Source organism: Kitasatospora sp. NPDC004289 (assembly GCF_053602875.1).
On the sequence record NZ_JBSGEL010000006.1, the window covers coordinates 111628 to 130924 of the forward strand.

Genomic DNA, 19297 nt, shown 5'->3' on the forward strand with positions numbered 1-19297 from the left:
GGGCAGACGGTCGGGCAGGCGGCCCGGCGAGCGGCCGGGGCCGTCCCGAGCGGCCGGGGGCTCCTGACCCCCCGTGAGGTCAGGAGCCCCCGCCGTGCGGGACGGAGGGAGCGTCAGCCGGTGTAGGCGCCGAGGACCCGGGTGAAGTCCAGCGGCTGCTGGGCGATGCTGCTGCAGGTCGCGTCGGCGGCCTGCTTCGGGCCGCCCGGGCAGGCCTTGTCGCGGGTGCCGGACCACATCGAGAGCCAGGCCAGGTGCTTGCCCTTGGCGAACGCGGCCAGCTCGGTGGCGTCGGCCACCGTGAAGACCTCGGTGGAGACGTCGTTCACACCGATCATCGGGGTGACCGCGACCTTGGACCAGGCCGCCGCGTCGGACAGGCCGAGCACCGACTTCAGCTGGGCCTGGGTCGCGGTGGCCGCGTCGATCGCGTACTTGCCCATCCGGCCCTGCGGGTTCGGGGCCGCGCCGGCGCCGTAGTCCATCGCCATCACGTTCACCGCGCCGATCGCCACCCCGGCGGCCTTGGCGCCCGCGACCAGGTTCACGCCGTCCTGGGTGAGACCGCTGGGCAGCACCGGGAGGGTGAAGGAGACGTCCAGCGGGCGGCCCTTGGCGGCGGCGTTCTTCTGCAGCTGGGCGATGGCCTGGGCGCGGCGGGTATTGGCTGCGGTGTCGCCGAGCGCGCCGCCCTCCACGTCGAAGTCGACCTTGGTGAGGGCGTAGGCGTCCACGGTCTTCTGGTAGGCGGCGGTGAGGTCCGCCACCGAGGCGCAGGCGGTGGCGAGCTCGCTGCCGTTGGCGCCGCCGAAGGAGGCCCGGACGTCGCCGCCGATCGCGCGCAGCGCACCGATCTGGGCCGCCACCGGGTCGGCGGTGAGGTCGCTGACGCCGCCCCACTTGGGGGTACAGCCGCCGCCCGAGACGACGAAGGCGAGGTTGAAGTTCTTCACGCCGCCGGCCTTGGCGGTGGCCACCAGGTCGAAGGGGGGCCAGAGGGAGGTGTCCACGTACGGGGCGAAGTGAGCCGTCGTCACCGGCGGGGCGGTGGTGCCGGTCGGGGACGGGGTCTGACTGGGCGTCACGGTCGGGGTCGGCTTGACCGTGGCCGTCGCGGACGCGGACGCGGAGGCGGACGGAGAAGTGGAGGCGGACGGAGAGGTGGAGGCGGTCGGCGTGGTGCTCGGGCGGCCGGAGGGGGTGGGCGGCGGGGTGCTGCCGCCCTTGCACGGGGAGTCGTTGACGGTGCAGTTGGACGGCTCGGCCTGGGCCGCGCCGCTGCCCTGGACCACGAAGCCGACCTCGACGGTCTTCCCCGGCTCGATCCGCTTGTTCCAGGACTGGGCCTTCACGGTGACGTGCCGGCCGGTGGCGCTGAAGGTGGCGTTCCACAGCGAGTCGATCCGGGCCCCGTCGGGGAGGTCGAAGCCGAGCGTCCAGTCGTCGATCGCCGCACTGCCCGGGTTGGTCACCAGGTACTGGCCGGTGTAACCGGACTCCCAGGTGCTGGTCCGGCTGTAGACGGCGCCGAGGCTGGCCGCGCCGGCCGAGGTGGCGAAGGTGACGGCGGCTCCGGCGGCGAGCACGGTGGCCAGGGCGGCCGCGAAGGCCACCGGCCCCTTGCGGCTGCGGCGGCGGTGTCCCGAACGGCGGGTGGGCTGGCTCATCTGCTCGCTACCTCCGGCGTCACCGGAAGCCCCACGCCTCCGGACCCGCCAGACGCTAGCCCGGCCGGACCGGCCGGAAGCCGTCCCTCAGCCAGCCGAACACCTCCCTTACGGCGCCGTTAAGGAAGAGCGGTGGGGGCGCGGCGAACGTGGTCACCCCGGGGGCGCGAGGAACTGCGCGCGGGGGAACGGCACCACGTATCACTGGCTCGCCTGCCCCGACCTGGCACTGGTCCGCCTTCCGACTCGCGCAGTTCCCCGCGCCCCCGGGATCACCACCTGCGTTCCCCGCGCCCCTGGTGCAATCACCCCGGCCGACGCCACGCGCCGAACCGTGCACGCGCCCCCTGGCAGGGGGTCAGCGGACGACGGTCTGGACGTCCGGGTGGTGGCCGTTCCAGGTGGCGAAGACGGAGTTGGTGGCGCCGTCCTTGGTGAAGTCGACGCGGAGCCACTTGTCGCCCTGCCAGATCTGCATCTGCCAGTCCTGGTCCGGTGTGGCCGAGACCAGTTCGGCGGTGGTGGGCTGCATGTCGAGCGCGACCCGGCCGCCGGGGACGCGGTAGCTCTTGACCGAGGAGACCGCGGCCGCGCTGCCGGGGGCCGACGCGGCGGCGCTGCCGGGGGCGGCGGGCTTCTTCGCCGGGGTGCGGCCGGGGGCCGGGCTGGTGGGGGCGAGCGGGGTGGCGGAGGGGGTCGGCGAGGCGCTCGGCGACGGTTCGACGGCGGTGGGCGGGGCGGGGGTTGACGGTGCGTCGGACGAGGGGTGGGCGGCCGAGGTGGGGAGCTGGAGGGCGGAGGGCTGTTCGAAGGCCGTCTCGGCCAGCACCGCGTGCACGCCGAACCAGGACAGCGCCACCGCCGCCCCGGTGGCAGCCGTCCAGGCGCCGAGTTGTACGAGTCCGTTCCGCATCGCGTCCACATCCTGCCGTACCGCCGGGACCGGCTGGCGTGCAGGTCAGGGAATCGGCAGGGAAGTTGCACAAATGACACCGAGGTGGCAGGGAGCGGCCGTCCGGCACTCCTGCCAGACCGACCGAGGTACAGACCACTGCTCCGGGATGGACTAGCCTGCGGCCCCATGGCAACAGTGCTCGTGGTCGAGGACGACCCCTTCGTACGCTCCGCCCTGATCCGGCACCTGGCCGATTCCGGCCACGCGGTCAGGAGCGTCGGCACCGCGCTGGAGGCGCTCCGCGAGGTGGCTCAGGTCGGGTGCGACCTGGTGATCCTGGACCTCGGTCTGCCGGACCTGGACGGCTCCGAGGCGCTGAAGATGATCAGAGGGCTGACCGACGTCCCGGTGATCATCTCCACCGCCCGGGACGACGAGGCGGAGATCGTCCGGCTGCTCAACGACGGCGCCGACGACTACCTGGTGAAACCTTTCTCCGTCGAGCACCTGACGGCCCGGATGGCAGCGGTGCTGCGCCGCTTCGGCAGCGGCAGCGCCCCGGCCGGCCGGGTGCTGCGGGTCGGCGGACTGGCGATCGACGTGCAGCGCCGGGAGGCCCTGCTGGACGCCCGGCCGCTGGACCTGACCCGGCGCGAGTTCGACCTGCTGGCCTTCCTGGCGGCCAGGCCCGGGGTGGTGGTGCCGCGCAAGGAGATCCTGGCCGAGGTCTGGCGCCAGACCTACGGCGGGGACCAGACCATCGACGTGCACCTGTCCTGGCTGCGCCGCAAGCTCGGCGAGACCGCCTCCAAGCCGCGCTACCTGCACACGGTGCGCGGCGTCGGGGTCCGCCTGGAGGCGCCCGCCGCTCCGGCGCCGGACGGCGGGGAAGCGACGTGAGGCGGCGCGACCGGGTCGGCGGGGGCGGCCACTCGCTGCGCTGGGCACTCGTCAGGGCAGCGGTGGCCGGGACCACCATGGTCGCGCTGGCCTTCCTGATCCCGCTGGGCCTGATGGTCCAGCAGACCGCGCGGGACCGCGCCTTCGCCGCCGCCGAGCGGCAGGCCGCCGCGCTCGGCCCGGCCCTGGCCATCACCACCGAACAGGACGCCATCGCAAGGGCGTTGGCCTCCACCGACTCGGCCACCCAGGAGCGGGTCGCGGTGCACCTGCCGGTCACCGGGTTCGGCCCGGGCACGGTGGTCGGCCACAGCCGGGCCGCGCAGTCCTCGGTGGCGGACGCGGCCGGCCAGGGCCGCTCCGGGCAGGGCCGGTCCTTCGTGGCCGCGGCTCCGGGCGGCTTCGTGCTGCTCAAGTCGGTGGCGGTGAGCGGCAGTCGGGTCGCGGTGGTCGAGGTGTTCGTGGCCGAGGAGGAGCTCGGGCACGGGGTGGTCACCGCCTGGCTGGTGCTCTCGGGGGTGGCGGTCGGCCTGGTGGCGATCTCGGTGCTGGTGGCGGACCGGATGGGCTCCCGGATCGTCGGCTCCTCCCGTCGGCTGGCGGCCGCCGCCCGTTCGCTCGGGAGCGGCAACCTGGCGGTCCGGGTGCCGGTGGACGGCCGGGAGTCCGAGGGCCTGCCGAACGAGCTCCGGGAGGCGGCCCACGCGTTCAACGCGATGGCCGACCGGGTGGTCCACCTGCTCGCCGCCGAACGGGAGTTGGCGGCCGACCTGTCGCACCGGCTGCGCACCCCGCTGACCGTGCTCCGGCTGAACACCGCGTCGCTGGGCAGCGGCGACGCGGCGGACGCGGCCCGGCACGCGGTGGCCCAGCTGGAGCGCGAGGTGGACCAGATCATCCGGGCCGCCCGGCGCTCCCCCGAGGACGTGCCGCAGGTGGCGATCGGCTGCGACGCGGCCGAGGTGATCCGCGAGCGGGTCGGCTTCTGGTCCGCGCTGGCCGAGGACGAGGGGCGCCGCTGGCAGCTGGCCGGGGCGGAGGGCGCCGCACCGGTGCCGGTGCAGCGCGGCGACCTGGCGGCGGCGGTGGACGCCCTGCTCGGCAACGTCTTCCGGCACACCCCGATGGGCACCGCCTTCTCGGTGGACGTGCTGGTCACCGAGGGCTCGGTGATCGTGCTGGTCGGCGACGCGGGGGCCGGCTTCGCCGACCCAGAGGCGGCGCTGCGCCGCGGCGAGGGGCAGGGCGGCGAGGGCTCGACCGGGCTCGGACTGGACATCGTCCGCAAGCTGGCCGAGACCACCGGGGGCGATCTGGCGCTGGGCCGCTCGGCCGGCCTCGGCGGAGCCGAACTGCGCCTGCGCCTGGAGACCAGGGCGACCGTCCCCCGCCCGGCGCGCCGCCGCCGCTGAGCCGCCTCCGGCCAGGGGCGCGGGGAACTGCGCGCGGCGGAAGCAGGACACCCGTGTGCCGGGTACGGGCACCCACTTGCAGGTGGTTCTCCGTACCCGGCACACGGGTCGGTGCCTTCCGAATCGCGCCCACGCGGCGGAGCCGCACACCAGCAGAGCCCCGCGCCCCTGACCGCCCTCCGGGCGGCCCGGGTGGCGCGTCGGCTAGTGCTGCAGCAGGTGCGGCGGGGCGGGGCGGTAGCCCGGCAGGTACGGGCCCGGGTAGGCGGTGCGGTCGGCGAGCAGGTGGCGGGCCGGGCCGGGGGTGCCGAGCACGGCGAGGACGGCGGTGCCGTAGCGGTCGCCGAGTTCGAACGGCTCGGTGACCGAGCGGGCGCCCCGGTCCACCGCGTAGTCGTACGCGGCGTAGGCGTCCGGCACTTCGATCACCAGGTCCAGCAGCGAGTCCCCGTGCCGCTCGACGTGCTCGGCGATCCGCCGGGCGTGCGAACTCCCCGGCGTCAGTGCGGAGCTGACGACCAGCCGGGTCGGTCCGGACTCCAGGACGTAGGAGAGCATCGAGGGGCAGCCGGTGGCCGGACCGGCCCACGCGGTGCAGCGCATGGCGAGCGAGACGGCGTAGTGGCGGGCGGCGAGGCGGGCGTCCCGGACGGCGTAGACGGCGTCGGTGCGCAGCGCCGCGAGCGGCCCGGGCCCGTCCGGGTGGAGGACGTGCGGTGCGGTGGAGACGTCGGTCAACGAGTACCTCCCCGGTGGGCCGGTCCGAGCCCCGCGGCCCGGTGTGGGGGCCCGTTCCGCGGGGCGGTGCAGGGAGCGTCCCGTCCGCGGCGGCGTTACGCAACCGGTGCTCCCGGTCCTGGGCAAGCTGCCGCCCCGGGCCGGAGAATGGCGGTCACCGCTGGACAGTTTGCCCACCCCCACGGGCACCGCCCCACCACCCCCACCCACGGACGGAGCAGCAGCCGTGCAGACGCCGAACGACGCCATCGACCAGCTCGACGGCAAGCTGATCAGGCTCCTCAGCGAGGAGCCGAGGATCGGGGTGCTGGAGTGCTCCCGCCGCCTCCAGGTGGCCCGCGGCACCGTGCAGGCCCGGCTCGACCGCCTGCAGTCCCGGGGCGTGATCGGCGGCTTCGGCCCGCAGGTGGACCCGGCGGCGATCGGCTATCCGGTGACGGCCTTCGCCACCCTGGAGATCTCCCAGGGCCAGGGGGTGGACGTGCGGGCGCACCTGACCTCGGTCCCGGAGGTGCTGGAGCTGCACACCATCACCGGGCAGGGCGACATGCTGGTGCGGATCGTGGCCCGCTCGAACGCCGACCTCCAACGGGTGATCGACCGGGTGGTGGGCTTCGACGGGATCGTCCGGGCCTCCACCGCGATCGCGCTGGAGAACCCCGTACCGTTCCGGGTGCTGCCGCTGGTCGACCAGGCGGCACGCGAACAGACCGCCCGCGAGCAGGCCGCCCGGGACCAGGCGAGTCAAGATCGACTCCATGACACCCGCACCGGCGCCTGAGCGCCGCAATCCTGACCTTCCGTCACCTGACCTTCCGTCACTTGACGCCCCGTCATTCGACCGCCCGCCGCCCGGCCGCCCGTCGCCGGAGCGCTCGTCGCCGGAGCGCCAACCGCCGCCGACCCTGATCGCCTCCGCGCAGCGGGCGCTGCGCCTGCTGGAGGCGGTGGCCCGCTACCCGCGCGGCGCCACCGCCAAGCAGCTGGCCCGGGACACCGGGCTGGCCCTCGGCACCGCGTACCACCTGCTCCGCACGCTGGTGCACGACCGCTACCTGGAGCGCCTGGAGGGCCGGTACCTGACCGGCCCCGCGGTGGCCGGGCTCTGCCGGGAGGAGGGCCCGGCGGCCGGGCGACGGCGCCTGGAGCGGATGCTGCGCCGCCTGAGCGACGAACTGGGCGCGGCCGTCTACCTCTCCCGCCACCTGCGCGGCGAGGTGGTGCTGGTCGCCTCGCACGCCGCGCCCGGGGCGCCGACGGTGGACCTCTCCGGGTTCCGGGCGGGCGCGCACGCCACCTCGGCGGGCAAGACGCTGCTGGCGCTGATGTCGGCCGAGGAGCGGCGGGCCCACCTGGCCAGGTACCCGATGGTGCCGTTCACCCCGTACACGCTGCGCGACCCGTCCCGGCTGCCGCTGCTGCCCCGGCAGGGTCCGCAGCGGGCGGCGCCGATCACGCAGTACCAGGAGTTCGCCCTGGGGGCGGCCGGGGCGGCGGTGCCGATCGTGATGGGCAGCGGGCTGGCCGCCTTCTCCGTCACCCTGCCGATGGCCCAGGCGCACCGTTTACCGCAGATCGCGGCCCAGCTGCGGTCCCGCCTGACGGACGATCTCGCGGCGGCGGCCTTCGGACTCTGACGCCCCCCGGGGAGACCTCCCCGGGAGCCGCCCTCCACCACACCACGGGGCGGACCCACGGGTGCCCGCGTCAGCAGGCGGGCACCGCACCGCCCTCGTTCAGCGCGGTGAGCGCGGCGACGGACCCGGCCAGGGTCTCCACCGGCACCAGCCGCAGCCCGGCCGGCAGGTTCACCTTGGCCTCGGAGCACTCGCTCCTGGGGACCAGGAAGACGGTCGCCCCGTCCCGGGCCGCGGCCTGGGTCTTCAGCGGCACCCCGCCGACCGCGCCGACGTTGCCCTGGTCGTCGATGGTCCCGGTGCCGGCGACCACGCGGCCGCCGGTCAGGTCACCGCCCTTGCCGTCCCCGGCCAGCTTGTCCACGATGCCGAGCGCGATCAGCTGCCCGGCGCTCGGCCCGCCGACCGCGCCCAGGTCGACCTTCACCTTGACCTGGGCCGGCGAGAGCTTGAGGTAGTTCAGGGCGGCGGTGGTGGCGCTGTCCTGGGAGTCCGTCATCTGTTCGGCCGTCACCTGCTCGGCCTTCTCCGGGTCCGTGTCCGGGTAGACGGCCTCGGAGGGCAGCACGGCCTCGTCCGGGTCGAGCCAGGCGCTCAGCGCCTCGGCCAGGCTGAGCCGCTCGCCGGGGTTGGTGGCCGAGATGGTCACCATCCGCAGCTGTCCGCTGGTGGTCCGCACCGGCGCCCCGGTGACGGTCAGCACCGGCCGGTCCTGGTAGGAGCCGAGCACGTCCGCGGTGTCGCCGGGCATGGTGAGCGTGTAGGGCAGCGGCACGAAGGCGGCCGTCCCGAACAGCGCCGCGACCAGCACCCCGCACAGGGTCAGCGCACGGGCCCGCGGCCCGGGCAGCCGGCGGGCGCGGGGGGCCGGGGACGGGTTCTGGTCGGGCACACCGAGATCGGACACACCGTGATCGTACGGGGTCGCCTCCGCCGCCGGGCCCACCGCCGGGCGTTCGGCGGCGGGGTGTCAGGGTGGCGGGGTGTCAGGGCGGCGCGTGCGGCGGCGGGCCGTCGGCGCAGGGCGCTCAGCGCAGGGCGTCGGCCACCTCGGTGGCGGCCTCCACCACCCGCGGGCCGACCCGCTCGGGCACCAGGCCGTTGAGCATCACCACGCCGACACTGCCCTCGATGCCGCTGAGGCCGATCAGCGCGGCGGCGGCGCCGCTGGCGCCGGACTGCTCCTCGGCGCGGGTGATCACGAAGCCCTGGTCGGGGCGGCGCTGGCCGGGGAAGTTGCGGGCCTCCAGGATGGCGCGGCCGGCCGCGCTCTCGTCCAGCGGGTGGCGCAGGCCGGTGCGGTAGGCGACGTGGAAGTCGGTCCAGCTGGGCTCGACCACGGCGACCGCGAGCGCCTCCGCGCCGTCCACCAGGGTCAGGTGGGCGGTGGCGCCGAGGTCCTCGGCCAGGCTGCGCAGTGCGGGCAGCGCGGCCTCGCGCAGCAGCGGGTGGACCCGGTGCGCGAGCCGGAGCACGCCGAGGCCGACCCGGGCCCGGCCGCCGATGTCGCGACGGACCAGTCCGTGCTGCTCCAGGGTGGCCAGCAGGCGGTAGACGACGGTCCGGTTGACGGCCAGCCGTGCCGCCAACTCGGTCACGGTCAGGCCGCGTTCGGAGTCGGCGAGCAGCTTGAGGACCCGGACACCACGGTCCAGGGTCTGGGAGGTCTCGGCAGTCACGACGCGCATTCCTTTCTGCGGCGGTCACCTGGCTCCGGGCAGGGGGAACCGGAGCCGGAGACCGGGGTGTCGCGCGCAGGTGGGGGTTTTCCGCGCTGAGGCGGTGCGTCGGCTCCTTCGACGAACGCACAGCCTTGCGGTGCGCCCGTCCCGACCGCGGGTGGTCGTTCGAGAGAGCGTGGGGAGAAAGTAGTGAACGGAGACCGCACAGCGGAAGGCCTTGTCCAAAATTCGGTCAACATCCGTTATCGAACGCGCGCCAAAAGCGGACATCAAGCCCATTTCCCAGGGGCAAATCAGTCGTGCGTTCGAAGGAATTCCGGAGTCCGGACACGGGCGGTGTGAACGGACGGTGTGAACGGACTCCGGACGGGGGCCGTCAGTTGGCCCACTCCTTGACCTTGGCGATCCGGGCCTTCAGCTGGTTGGCGGTGGCCTGGGCGGTGAGCGGACCGCCGCACTGGCGGCGCAGCTCGTTGTGGATGGTGCCGTGCGGCTGGTTGGTCCGGTGGTGCCAGGCGGCCACCAGACCGTTCAGCTCCTTGCGCAGGTCGCGCAGCTCCTGATGGGTCACCACCGGACGCTGCTCGGCCGGGAGTTCGAGCAGGTCGGCCTCCTCGGCCGGCTTGCCCTTGGAGCGCTGGATCTGCCGGGTCTGGCGCTTCTGCAGCAGCATCTGCACCTGGTCCGGCTCCAGCAGGCCCGGGATGCCGAGGTAGTCCTCCTCCTCCTCGCTGCCCGGGTGCGCCTGCATCCCGAACTCCATGGAGTTGTAGAGCACCCGGTCGAAGACCGCGTCCGAGCCGATCGCCTCGTAGCTGAACTCGTCGCCGCCCGCGCCGTCCGGGCCGTCGTCGGCCCGCTCGGCCTCGGCGAGCAGCCGGTCCTCCTCGTCGAAGAGGCCCTCGCCCTCCTTCTTCGGCCGGTCCAGCACGTGGTCGCGCTGGAGCTCCATCTCGTTGGCGAAGCCGAGCAGGGTGGGCACGGTGGGGAGGAAGACCGAGGCGGTCTCGCCGCGCTTGCGGGCGCGCACGAAGCGGCCGACGGCCTGGGCGAAGAACAGCGGGGTGGAGATCGAGGTGGCGTACACCCCCACGCAGAGCCGGGGCACGTCGACGCCCTCGGACACCATCCGGACCGCGACCATCCAGCGCGAGGTGCCGGCCGCGTAGTCGGAGATCCGCTGGGAGGCCTCGGTCTCGTCCGAGAGCACCAGGGTGACCTTCTCCCCGCTGATCTCGCGCAGGATCTTGGCGTAGGCCCGGGCCACGTTCTGGTCGGTGGCGATCACCAGGCCGCCGGCGTCCGGGATGGCCTTGCGGACCTCGCTGAGGCGCTTGTCGGCGGCCTGCAGCACGCTCGGGATCCACTCGCCCTGCGGGGCCAGCGCGGTCCGCCAGGCCTGGGCGATCAGGTCCTTGGTCATCGGCTCGCCGAGCCGCGCCTCCAGCTCGTCGCCGGACTTGGTCCGCCAGCGCATGTTGCCGCTGTAGGACAGGAAGATCACCGGGCGGACGACGTGGTCGGCCAGCGCGTGCCCGTAGCCGTAGGTGTAGTCGGCCACCGACTTGCGCAGGCCGTCGGTGTCCACGCCGTACTGGACGAAGGGGATCGGGTTGGTGTCGGAGCGGAACGGCGTCCCGGTCAGCGCGAGGCGCCGGGTGGCCGGTTCGAAGGCCTCGAAGCAGGCCTCGCCCCAGGACTTGGAGTCACCGGCGTGGTGGATCTCGTCCATGATGACCAGGGTCTTGCGGGCCTCGGTCCGGTTGCGGTGCAGCATCGGGTTGACGCCCACGCCCGCGTAGGTGACCACGATGCCGTGGTACTCCTTCGACAGCGGGCCGGAGGAGTACGCCGGGTCGAGCTTGATCCCTATCCGCCCGGCCGCCTCCGCCCACTGCTTCTTCAGGTGCTCGGTCGGCGCGACCACGGTGATCTGCTGCACCAGGTGGTTGTGCAGCAGGTACGAGGCCAGGGTCAGGGCGAAGGTGGTCTTGCCGGCGCCGGGGGTGGCGACCGCGAGGAAGTCCCGCGGCTGGTTCTCGACGTACTTGTCCAGCGCACCCTGCTGCCAGGCCCGGAGCTTGCCCGCAGTGCCGTAGGCGGCACGGCTGGGGAAGGCCGGGGACAGGTGGTGCGAGCCCGCGTGGGCGGCCTTCGCCGCGGTGTGCGGCTGGGCGTCCGAGAAGAGCGGGGTCATGGCGGAGCTGGCGGCAGTACTCACGGTCTCCGAGGGGGGATCGTCGCAGGTCAGGGCCGTTGTGGCAGGCCCGATCCACGGTGGGACGGCGGTCGGACAACCCGCCTAGCCTACCGGGGCCCGGCCGGGAGGGCGGCCCGACACGGGCGCCGCGCGGGTACCCCCGGGGCCCTGGTCAGCGGCTTCCGCGGGCCCCTTCCGAGGCCTCCCGGGGAGCCTCGCCCTGTGATGCGGATCACCCGTTTCCCCCACCCGAGTCGCGTAAGCCCCGGGCGCCCCACCCGTCTCACCGGAGTGGCCCCGAACGAACGGGTCCGCACGCACCGCCACCGGGAGGCACCCATGTCCGTCGTCGAGCAGGTCGTCCAGGCCCACCTCATCGTCAGCGCGCACCGCTCGGCCCCGCTCCGGGTCACCCTGCGCTACCGGGCCTGCGACCCGCTGGCCGTGCGGATGGGCTTCCCCGCCGAGTTCGCCCTGGACGGCGAGCCCGTCCCGGACGGCGTCCCGGAGATCACCTGGGTGTTCGCCCGGGAGCTGCTCGCGGGCGGGGTGGACCTGCCCTGCGGCCAGGGCGACGTGCACGTCCGCCCCTCCTCCCCCCGGCACACCCTGGTGGAGCTGCGCTCCCCCGAGGGCACCGCGCTGGTCCGCTTCCCCGCCCCGGAGCTGCGCCGCTTCCTGTGGCGCAGCCACGCCCTGGTGGCGGCCGGCCAGGAGCACCTCCACCTGGACGCCGACCGGGCGCTGGCCGAGCTGCTCCGGTGATCCGGCGGGGCCTCAGGAGGAGAGCTTGCGCATCAGGCGCACCCCCTGAGCGGGCGTCAGGTGCGGCAGGTACGCCTTGCCGATCGCCCGGCTGATGCTGGCCAGCGCCGCCGGGTCGGGGTACACCATGTACATCGGGCGGTACTCGGGCTGGAACTTCGCCTTGAAGGCCAGCAGCGAGCGGAAGCCGTACACCGGCTCCATCGACCGGCCCAGCCAGTCCATCAGCCGGTCCAGCGCCGTCGGCTGCCCGCCCCGCTCGACCCGGGCCAGCGGGGCGCCGGACAGGCTGAGCCACTCGGCGCCCTCCTCCTTGAAGCCCAGCGCGGCCGAGGCGATCAGGAACTCCATCACGCCCCGGAAGCCCTCCGAGCGGCGGCGCATGAAGTCCAGCGTCCAGCCGACCGGCACGCCGTCCCGGTACACCGGCATCCAGCTGGTGAGCCCGTGCACGGTGCGGTCCCCGTCCACCGCGACCAGGATCCGCACCGCCGGGTCGGCCAGCTCGTCCAGCCCGCCGAGCGTGAAGCCCATCTCGGGCAGGCCCTTGTCCGAGACCCACTCCTCGGAGATCGAGCGGATCTGGTCCTTCACCGCGATCGGGGCGTCCGCCCAGCTCCACCACTCGGCGGTGATGCCCTGTTTGGCGGCCTTGTTCAGCGAGGTCCTGATGTCCTGCCACTTCTTGCCGGTGAAGGCCAGGTCGGGCAGCGGCACCACGGTGTCCTCGGCCACCTGGAGCGAGCGCCAGCCGAGCCGCTCGGCCTCCTGCTGGACCTGCGGGGTGACGCTGTAGAAGCACGGGGTCCAGCCGCGCTCGTCGCAGTACCGGGCGAATCCGGCCACCGCCCGCTCCCGGGCCGCCGGCTCCCCGAACGGGTCGCCCGTGGTCAGCGCCACGGTGGCCAGCACCCGGTACGCCACCGCCGCTTCGCCCCGCTCGTCGAACCAGTAGTGGTTGCCGTCCCAGGTGGTGATGAAGGACAGCGTCGAGCCGCCGTACCTGGTCAGCAGCTCCCGGGCCCGGGCCGCGTCCTCGGCGTCCACGTGCACCACCGGGCGGCGGAAGGCCAGCAGCAGCGCCGTCAGCGCCACCGCCCAGAACAGCACCCCGCACCAGATCTGGGTGGCCTGCGCCGTCCCGCCCGCCGCGATCGGGTAGTCCGGCACCAGCGCGTTGTAGGCCGGCGGCAGCAGCTCCGAGGGCAGGCCGGCCACCAGCTGCCCGAAGGTGGCGTCCGGCTCGTACTGGTCCCGCACCAGCCAGCCGATCCCGACGTACGCACCGCAGCTGAGCAGCAGCGTCGCGCCGACCACCGCCCCCAGCCGGCGCACCACCCGGCCCGGCAGCAGCTGGTCGAAGCGCTGACGGGTGATCAGCAGCAGTACCAGGACCAGCACCGGGAGCAGCATCGCCTCGCCCATCAGCTGGATCAGGAAGCCCGCGCCGCCGGTCCGCGCGAACTCGTCGTAGTTGTCCACCAGCAGCCAGACCAGCAGGCCGGCCCAGGCCAGCTCGGTCACCACCGTCAGCCACCAGGCCAGCCGCAGTCCCCGGCGCAGCCCCTCCGCCAGCACCAGCAGCAGGGCCGGGACCAGGGCCGCCATCAGGCGCCCGGGCGAGTCGAAGAACCGCAGGGTGGAGTGCGCGGCGGCGCAGGCCCGGGCCGACTCGTCACAGGCGTCGGCCACCTCCTCGGCCGAGGGCACGTGCGAGAAGTAGAGCTCGCTCATGGTGTTGAACGGCCCGATCGCGTCCTTGTACAGCGAGGCCACCAGCGGGCCGACCGCGGTGGCCACCAGGCAGAGCGCCACCAGCACCCGGGCCTCGGTGTGCGAGACCCCGCGCGGGCGGGCCGGGCCCCGGTGGAACAGCAGCGCCCCCAGCAGCAGGCCGACCAGCACCGCGGCCACCCGGCGCACGCCCTCCAGGTGCCCGATGTAGAGCATGGTGACCACCGGCATCAGCACCACCAGCAGCCGCAGCCGGCGCCGCCAGAGCGCGGTCAGCCGGTAGCTGAGCACGGCCGCCAGGCCGAGCAGCCCGGGCGCCGGGCCGACCGCGATCTGGTCCTGGACCGCCTGCGTCCAGTTCAGGTCCGCCGCCACCCCGAGCCGCACCAGGGCCACCCCGAGCAGCGAGCCCAGCACCTGGCAGACCGTCAGCGCCAGTGCGCTGCGCGCCGCGCCGAGGCGCTGCTCCGCGACCGGGCCGACCAGCAGCAGGACGAGGGTGGTCACCACGTACGCGCCGATGCCCGGCATCCACAGCAGCGAGCTCAGCGGGGTCCACCAGCGCCCGGCCTCCAGGGTCGGCAGGCCGACCCCGACCCGCTCCAGCAGCGGCTGGTCCGGCCCGGCGCCGAGGCTGCCGGTGGCCGCGCCGACCACCCACAGCGCGAGGAACAGCACCAGGGTCAGCGGGGCGGTGCGCACCCGGGCCGCCAGCACGGCCGCCATCCGCAGCCGGCGGTGCCGCTCGGGGGCCGGGGTGGTGGGCGCCCCGGCGGCGGGCGAGGGATCGGTCGTCGCATCGGTCATCGGATCAGTCCCGTCGTCCGGGCCAGCCAGGTCAGGTTGTCGCCGAGCCCGGCCCGGAAGGTGTTCCAGTCGTGGCCGCCCGGGACGGTCTGGAAGTGCGCCCGCATCCCGGCCGCGACCGCCGCCTGGTACACCACCTTCTGCTGCGGCCCGTACTCCCCGTCGCCCTCGCCGACCACGAAGGCGGCGTCGGTGTCGGGGAAGCGCTGACGGGCCATCACGTGCAGCGGGTCGACCGCGTCGAAGGCCGCCTCGTCACCGCCGAAGGCCTCCTCCACGGTCTTGTCGTGGCTGCCCAGGGTCGGCTCCTGCTGGCCCGAGATGTCCAGGAAGGAGCCGTAGACCTGGGGTGCGTTGACCGCCAGCTGGAGCGCGCAGGTGCCGCCCAGCGAGAGCCCTCCGATCGAGGTGGCGGTGCGGCCGGTGGCGGTCTGTAGGTGCGCGTGGATCCAGTCCGGGACGTCCTCGGCGAGGTAGGTCTGGGACTGGGCGATCCGGGAGTTCATGCAGAGCGTGTTGGCCCACTGGGAGCCGATCTGGTCCACCACCACCACGATCGGGGCCAGGCCCTGGTGCGCGGCGGCGAAGGCGTCCATCTGCTCGGGCAGCTGACCGGAGTTCACCCAGTCCCCCGGCGAACCGGGCTGACCGGCCATCAGCACCAGCACCGGCAGCAGCGGCCGCGGGTCGGCCTGGTAGGCGGGCGGCAGGTAGACGTACGCGTCCCGGGCCTTGAAGCCGGACTTGGTGCCGGGCACCGGCGTGGTGGAGACGGTGCCCTTGGCCGGCAGCCCGGCCGGGGCGTGCCAGACCTCGGAGAGCACCTTGCCCGGCGGCACCTGCACGGTCCGGACCCTGCCGGTGGTCAGTGCGTCGGTCTTGCCGATCCACGGCGCCAGCAGCACCCGCAGGGTCGGGTACTGGTCGAACTCCCGGTTGATCTGCGAGGAGGACATCAGCACCACCAGGGCCGCGGCCAGCGCGGCCACCGCCCGTCCGCGCCAGCGCAGCGGCGGCATCCGGAACAGGGCCAGGCAGACGCCCAGGATCCCCACCCCGGTCCAGACCAGCGTCGGCCGCGGCAGCCCGTCCGGCAGCGGCTGCCACCAGTCGTCCACCACGTACTTCAGCAGCACCGTCAGGGCGGCGGCGGTCACCACCGCGCACGGGAAGCGCCGGGTCCACCAGCCGCGGCCCCGCGACACCGCCAGTCCGAGCAGCGCGGCGCACCCCGCCACCAGCACCAGGTAGGGGATCACCCCCGTGGTCAGGCTCCAGTCCAGCGGGTTCCAGGCCGCGATCGTCATGCCGCTCTTCTCCTCCGTCCTTCCGTCCCTCGGTGGCCCGCCGGCTGACGCGCGGTCAGGCGGCGGCGCCGCGCGCGCTGCGCACCAGATGGGCGAAGACCACCACGTTCGCCTCCCAGCCGCGGGCCGCCGAGTAGTCGCCCCCGCAGGTGATCAGGCGCAGCTGGGAGTCCCTGCCCTGGCCGTACACCCGGGTGTCCGGGAAGTCCCGCTTCGCGAAGCTCTCCACCGCGTCCACCACGAACCAGCCGGTGCCGCGGTCCTCGCCGTCCACCGCGACCTGGTCGCCCTTGTGCAGCGAGCCGAGCCGGTAGAAGACCGCCGGGCCCTCCGCAGTGTCGACGTGCCCGGCCACGATGGCGGTTCCGCGCTGACCTGGGGTGATTCCCTCGCGGTACCAGCCCGCGAGGTTCCGTTCCTTCTCCGCCGGGGGCTCCAGCCTTCCGCCGCCGTCCAGTCCCAGCCCGGTCACCGGGGCGTCCACGCCGATCGCCGGGATCCTGATCCGGGTCGGAACCGCGCGCTCCCTCGGCGGCACCAGCAGCGCGGCCGAGGTCGCCCCGTCCATCGCCTGCGCCGCCCCCGGAGCCGGCGGCAGCACGATCCCCCCGCCGCCCAGCAGCCACGCCCCCACCACCAGCGCACCCCCGGCCGCCACCGCCCCGGGCCACGGTCCCGACACCAGCTGGCGCGCCACCCGCACTCCCTCGCTCCGCCCGACTCACGACCCCGCCAGTCAACCGGCCATCCGCCCCGCCCACCCGCTGTGAGCTACTGAACGGGTGACCGAACGGCGCGGCAAAGTGGTTACACCGGGGGCGCGAGGAACTGCGCGCAGGGGAACGGCAGCACCTGCAACTGGCTGACGGTGATTCAGTTGCAGGTGAGCCGCCTTCCGACCCGCGCAGTTCCTCGCGCCCCCGGTATCACCACGTACGTTCCGCGCGCCTCAGCGTCAGTTTCCGCGCGCCCCGGGGTCACGTTCCGCGCGCCCCCAACGTCACGGTCTGCCGCGTCCCCCGGCCCGGGCGCCCCGGAGGCGACGGCGGGTCAGCAGGCCCTCCCCCGCCAGGCCGGCGGCCAGGATCGCGGGGAGTTCGGAGGACTTCTCGTACAGCAGGAAGCGCGCCCGCCGGGCGGGCCGGAAGCGCGCGGCGGCCCGGCGCCGCTCGTCCAGGCGCCACCAGCGGCCGAGCAGGCGGAGCACCGCCAACCGGGCCCCCGGCGCCATGGTGAAGTTCAGCGAGAGCCGCCGCAGGCCGAACTCACCGGCCCGCAGCAGCACTTCGGTGAGCAGGTGGGAGACAAGCCCGTCGTCCGACTCGCGGTCGCGACGGATCAGGTCCAGCGCCAGCCCGTCCCCGCCCCAGGGCACCAGGCTGACCAGCGCGCAGACCCGCCCCCGCTCGTCCCGTGCCTCGGCCAGCAGGCAGTCCCCGTCCGCCGGGTCGCCGAACCGCCCGAGGGTCAGCACGAAGTCCCGGACGTCCCGGCCGTGCCGCCAGGCGTCGGCCAGCCGCACCAGTTCGGCCACCTCCTCCTCGGGGACGTCCCGGTGACGCCGGATCACCGCCCGGTACCCGGCGGCGGTGACCCGGGCCCGGACCGCCCGCAGCTCGGGCCCGGGCGCGAAGCCGGCCGCCGTGACCACGCCCTCGTCGCCGTACTCCAGGGCCCGCAGCCCCTCCGCCCGGTACGCCTCGCTCCCCCGCCCGCCCGGCCCGATCACGGCGGGCACCCAGCCGGCCTCCCGGACCCGTTCGCGCCAGGCCGACACCGCTCCGCCCCAGGCCCCGGGGTCGCCGACCGGATCCCCGGCGGCGAAGGAGACCCCGTTGAGCACCCGGTGGACCACCGCGGCCCGCCCGTCCGGCGCCCAGCAGACGGCGCGGTCCCGACGGAGCGCCAGGTAGCCGAGCGGGTCCCGCTCCCCGTACCGGGCCAGCAGGGCGCGCAGCCGCTCCTCGTCCGGCGGCTCCAGCCGCTCGGTGCCGCGCGGGGAGCGGAACAGCATCCGCACCGCGAACAGCAGCACACCGGCGCCGAGCACGTTGAGCAGCAGGTCCAGCCAGCCGGGCACGGTCAGGTCGGTGTACTCGACCAGCCCGGCCATGGTGACCAGCCGCAGCGCGACGTACTGGGCGCAGTCGCCCCAGCCGGGGTGCTCGCCCTCGTCCGCCAGCCGCAGCAGCACCGTGCCCAGGCCCGTCATCAGGGCGCCGCCGCCGAGCAGCACGGTGAGCCCGGCGGCCAGGTTGCCCCGTTCGCCCCGGGCCCGGAAGGCCGGGCGGGCGGCCAGCAGGGCGAGCAGCAGGGCGGTGGTGAGGCCGGCCGAGACCCAGTTGAAGGGGTGGGCGCGGTCCTCCGGCAGCACGGCCAGGGCCAGCGCGCAGAGGGCCGCGTACCCGGCCACCACCACGGTGGTGACCAGCCAGGCGGCCCGCTTGCGGCGGCGGACCATCACCGCGAGCAGGCCGGCGAAGAGCGCGGCGGTGAAGCCGGCGGTCAGCAGCACCGGGGTGAAGTACTCGCCGCTGTTGGCCCGCTGGACCCGGTCCCGGAACGGGGCGATCAGGCCGGCCACCAGGTTCAGCAGGGTGGCCACCCGCAGGTACCACTCGACGGCGGTCGCGCAGCGCCGCCGCCAGCGGGGCAGCGGCCGGGGCACCGGCTCACGGGCCGTCACCTCCGCTGCGGGGGACGGCGGTCCGGGGGCGGGCGCGGGCACGACCGTGGCCTCCACCGCCGCCGGGCTGGGGTCCGGGGCGCCCGCCAGCACGTCGTAGAAGGAGGTCTTGGCCGCCACCACCCGGCGGTGGAAGCGCTCCTCCCGCCGCTCCGCCCGGGCCAGCCGCCGCGGCCTGGCGTGGTAGCGCCAGCGCGCCCACGGGCTGGCCGGGCGGGCCAGCCGGAGCATCCCGACCACCGCCAGCGGGGGCACCATCACCCCGATCAGGCCGGTCCAGATCTTCCCCTTGAACAGGCAGACCAGCACCGGCACCAGCAGCAGCCCGGCCACCCCGACCTGACCGACGGTTAGCTTCCCGGAGAAGCCGCCGAGCGGCAGCTCGCCGAGCAGCAGCAGCCCGATCAGCGAGACCACCAGGATCACCGCGTCCACCGAGGCCCGGCCCTGCTCGCTCCAGTACACGTCCTGGAGGTGGAGGACCAGCGCGAACTCGTCCAGCACCAGTCCGCAGCCGATCCCGAAGCCGACCGCGAGCACGTTCCACAGCTGACCGCCGTCGCCGCGGACCGCGAAGGCGCCGACCCCGCAGACCACCATCAGGCCCTGGCCGAAGACCACGTGGTGGATGTGCAGGCCGCCGGGCGTGACGTTGCCGGGCCACCAGCTGGTGCCCCGGCGGATCATGCGGACGCTGAACCGGATGAACAGGAACGAGCCGATCAGACCGAGCAGCAGCAGGAAGAGCGGCTCCCGGCCGGTGTCGACGATCCGCTCCCGGTAGGCGTCGAGCAGCGACTGCCACATCGGCTGCTGCTCCTCCCTCCGGCCGGGCGGGGTCACCCCCATCTGACGGCCGGTCAGCAC

General features: G+C 74.6%; 15 protein-coding genes. 5 read left to right on the top strand and 10 right to left on the bottom strand.

Going from position 1 to position 19297, the window contains the following annotated elements:
* Nucleotides 1–113: 113 nt before the first annotated feature.
* Nucleotides 114–1667 (bottom strand): cellulose binding domain-containing protein, encoded by a 1554-nt coding sequence (locus tag ACWEPF_RS05925; RefSeq protein ID WP_452171584.1) that lies wholly within the window; start codon nucleotides 1665–1667, stop codon nucleotides 114–116.
* A gap of 358 nt (nucleotides 1668–2025) precedes the next feature.
* Nucleotides 2026–2580, bottom strand: a complete 555-nt coding sequence (locus tag ACWEPF_RS05930) for a hypothetical protein (RefSeq protein ID WP_345290401.1) — start codon at nucleotides 2578–2580, stop codon at nucleotides 2026–2028.
* Nucleotides 2581–2748: 168 nt separating this feature from the next.
* Here ACWEPF_RS05930 and ACWEPF_RS05935 point away from each other — a divergent pair, with 168 nt between their 5' ends.
* Together ACWEPF_RS05935 and ACWEPF_RS05940 are read left to right on the top strand one after the other, a co-directional pair.
* Entirely contained in the window at nucleotides 2749–3462 is a 714-nt protein-coding gene (locus tag ACWEPF_RS05935) for a response regulator transcription factor (RefSeq protein ID WP_452171585.1), read from the top strand.
* 35 nt (nucleotides 3463–3497) lie between these two features.
* Nucleotides 3498–4874 (top strand): ATP-binding protein, encoded by a 1377-nt coding sequence (locus ACWEPF_RS05940; protein WP_452171629.1) that lies wholly within the window; start codon nucleotides 3498–3500, stop codon nucleotides 4872–4874.
* Between the two features lie 204 nt (nucleotides 4875–5078).
* Here ACWEPF_RS05940 and ACWEPF_RS05945 read toward each other — a convergent pair whose 3' ends face one another.
* Nucleotides 5079–5612, bottom strand: coding sequence for a VOC family protein (locus tag ACWEPF_RS05945; RefSeq protein WP_452171586.1), 534 nt, complete (start codon nucleotides 5610–5612; stop codon nucleotides 5079–5081).
* A gap of 226 nt (nucleotides 5613–5838) precedes the next feature.
* Here ACWEPF_RS05945 and ACWEPF_RS05950 point away from each other — a divergent pair, with 226 nt between their 5' ends.
* Both ACWEPF_RS05950 and ACWEPF_RS05955 read left to right on the top strand, forming a co-directional pair.
* Nucleotides 5839–6393, top strand: coding sequence for an Lrp/AsnC family transcriptional regulator (locus tag ACWEPF_RS05950; RefSeq protein WP_449797287.1), 555 nt, complete (start codon nucleotides 5839–5841; stop codon nucleotides 6391–6393).
* Nucleotides 6371–7249 (top strand): IclR family transcriptional regulator, encoded by an 879-nt coding sequence (locus tag ACWEPF_RS05955; protein ID WP_345290397.1) that lies wholly within the window; start codon nucleotides 6371–6373, stop codon nucleotides 7247–7249. The genes ACWEPF_RS05950 and ACWEPF_RS05955 overlap by 23 nt, the downstream gene beginning before the upstream one ends.
* 70 nt (nucleotides 7250–7319) lie before the next feature.
* Here ACWEPF_RS05955 and ACWEPF_RS05960 read toward each other — a convergent pair whose 3' ends face one another.
* The 3 genes from ACWEPF_RS05960 to ACWEPF_RS05970 form a co-directional block, all read right to left on the bottom strand.
* A complete protein-coding gene (locus ACWEPF_RS05960) occupies nucleotides 7320–8099 on the bottom strand; it encodes a S16 family serine protease (RefSeq protein ID WP_345290457.1) in 780 nt (259 codons plus the stop codon).
* Between the two features lie 178 nt (nucleotides 8100–8277).
* Nucleotides 8278–8928: an IclR family transcriptional regulator gene (locus ACWEPF_RS05965; RefSeq protein ID WP_345290396.1), complete on the bottom strand. Its 651-nt coding sequence runs from the start codon at nucleotides 8926–8928 to the stop codon at nucleotides 8278–8280.
* A 379-nt stretch (nucleotides 8929–9307) separates the two neighbouring features.
* Nucleotides 9308–11128: a DEAD/DEAH box helicase gene (locus tag ACWEPF_RS05970; RefSeq protein WP_345290456.1), complete on the bottom strand. Its 1821-nt coding sequence runs from the start codon at nucleotides 11126–11128 to the stop codon at nucleotides 9308–9310.
* A gap of 342 nt (nucleotides 11129–11470) precedes the next feature.
* Between ACWEPF_RS05970 and ACWEPF_RS05975 the strand changes: the two genes are divergently transcribed.
* Nucleotides 11471–11896, top strand: coding sequence for an SsgA family sporulation/cell division regulator (locus ACWEPF_RS05975; protein WP_449797285.1), 426 nt, complete (start codon nucleotides 11471–11473; stop codon nucleotides 11894–11896).
* Nucleotides 11897–11908: 12 nt separating this feature from the next.
* On the opposite strand, the gene ACWEPF_RS05980 is transcribed toward ACWEPF_RS05975, so the two are convergent.
* The 4 genes from ACWEPF_RS05980 to ACWEPF_RS05995 all read right to left on the bottom strand — a co-directional run bounded on the left by ACWEPF_RS05980 (nucleotide 11909) and on the right by ACWEPF_RS05995 (nucleotide 19297).
* Nucleotides 11909–14437: a bifunctional lysylphosphatidylglycerol flippase/synthetase MprF gene (locus ACWEPF_RS05980; RefSeq protein WP_452171587.1), complete on the bottom strand. Its 2529-nt coding sequence runs from the start codon at nucleotides 14435–14437 to the stop codon at nucleotides 11909–11911.
* Nucleotides 14434–15744: an alpha/beta hydrolase gene (locus tag ACWEPF_RS05985; protein ID WP_452171588.1), complete on the bottom strand. Its 1311-nt coding sequence runs from the start codon at nucleotides 15742–15744 to the stop codon at nucleotides 14434–14436. The genes ACWEPF_RS05980 and ACWEPF_RS05985 overlap by 4 nt, the downstream gene beginning before the upstream one ends.
* 55 nt (nucleotides 15745–15799) lie before the next feature.
* Nucleotides 15800–16441, bottom strand: coding sequence for a class F sortase (locus ACWEPF_RS05990; RefSeq protein WP_345290392.1), 642 nt, complete (start codon nucleotides 16439–16441; stop codon nucleotides 15800–15802).
* A gap of 303 nt (nucleotides 16442–16744) precedes the next feature.
* Nucleotides 16745–19297 (bottom strand): phosphatidylglycerol lysyltransferase domain-containing protein, encoded by a 2553-nt coding sequence (locus tag ACWEPF_RS05995; RefSeq protein WP_452171589.1) that lies wholly within the window; start codon nucleotides 19295–19297, stop codon nucleotides 16745–16747.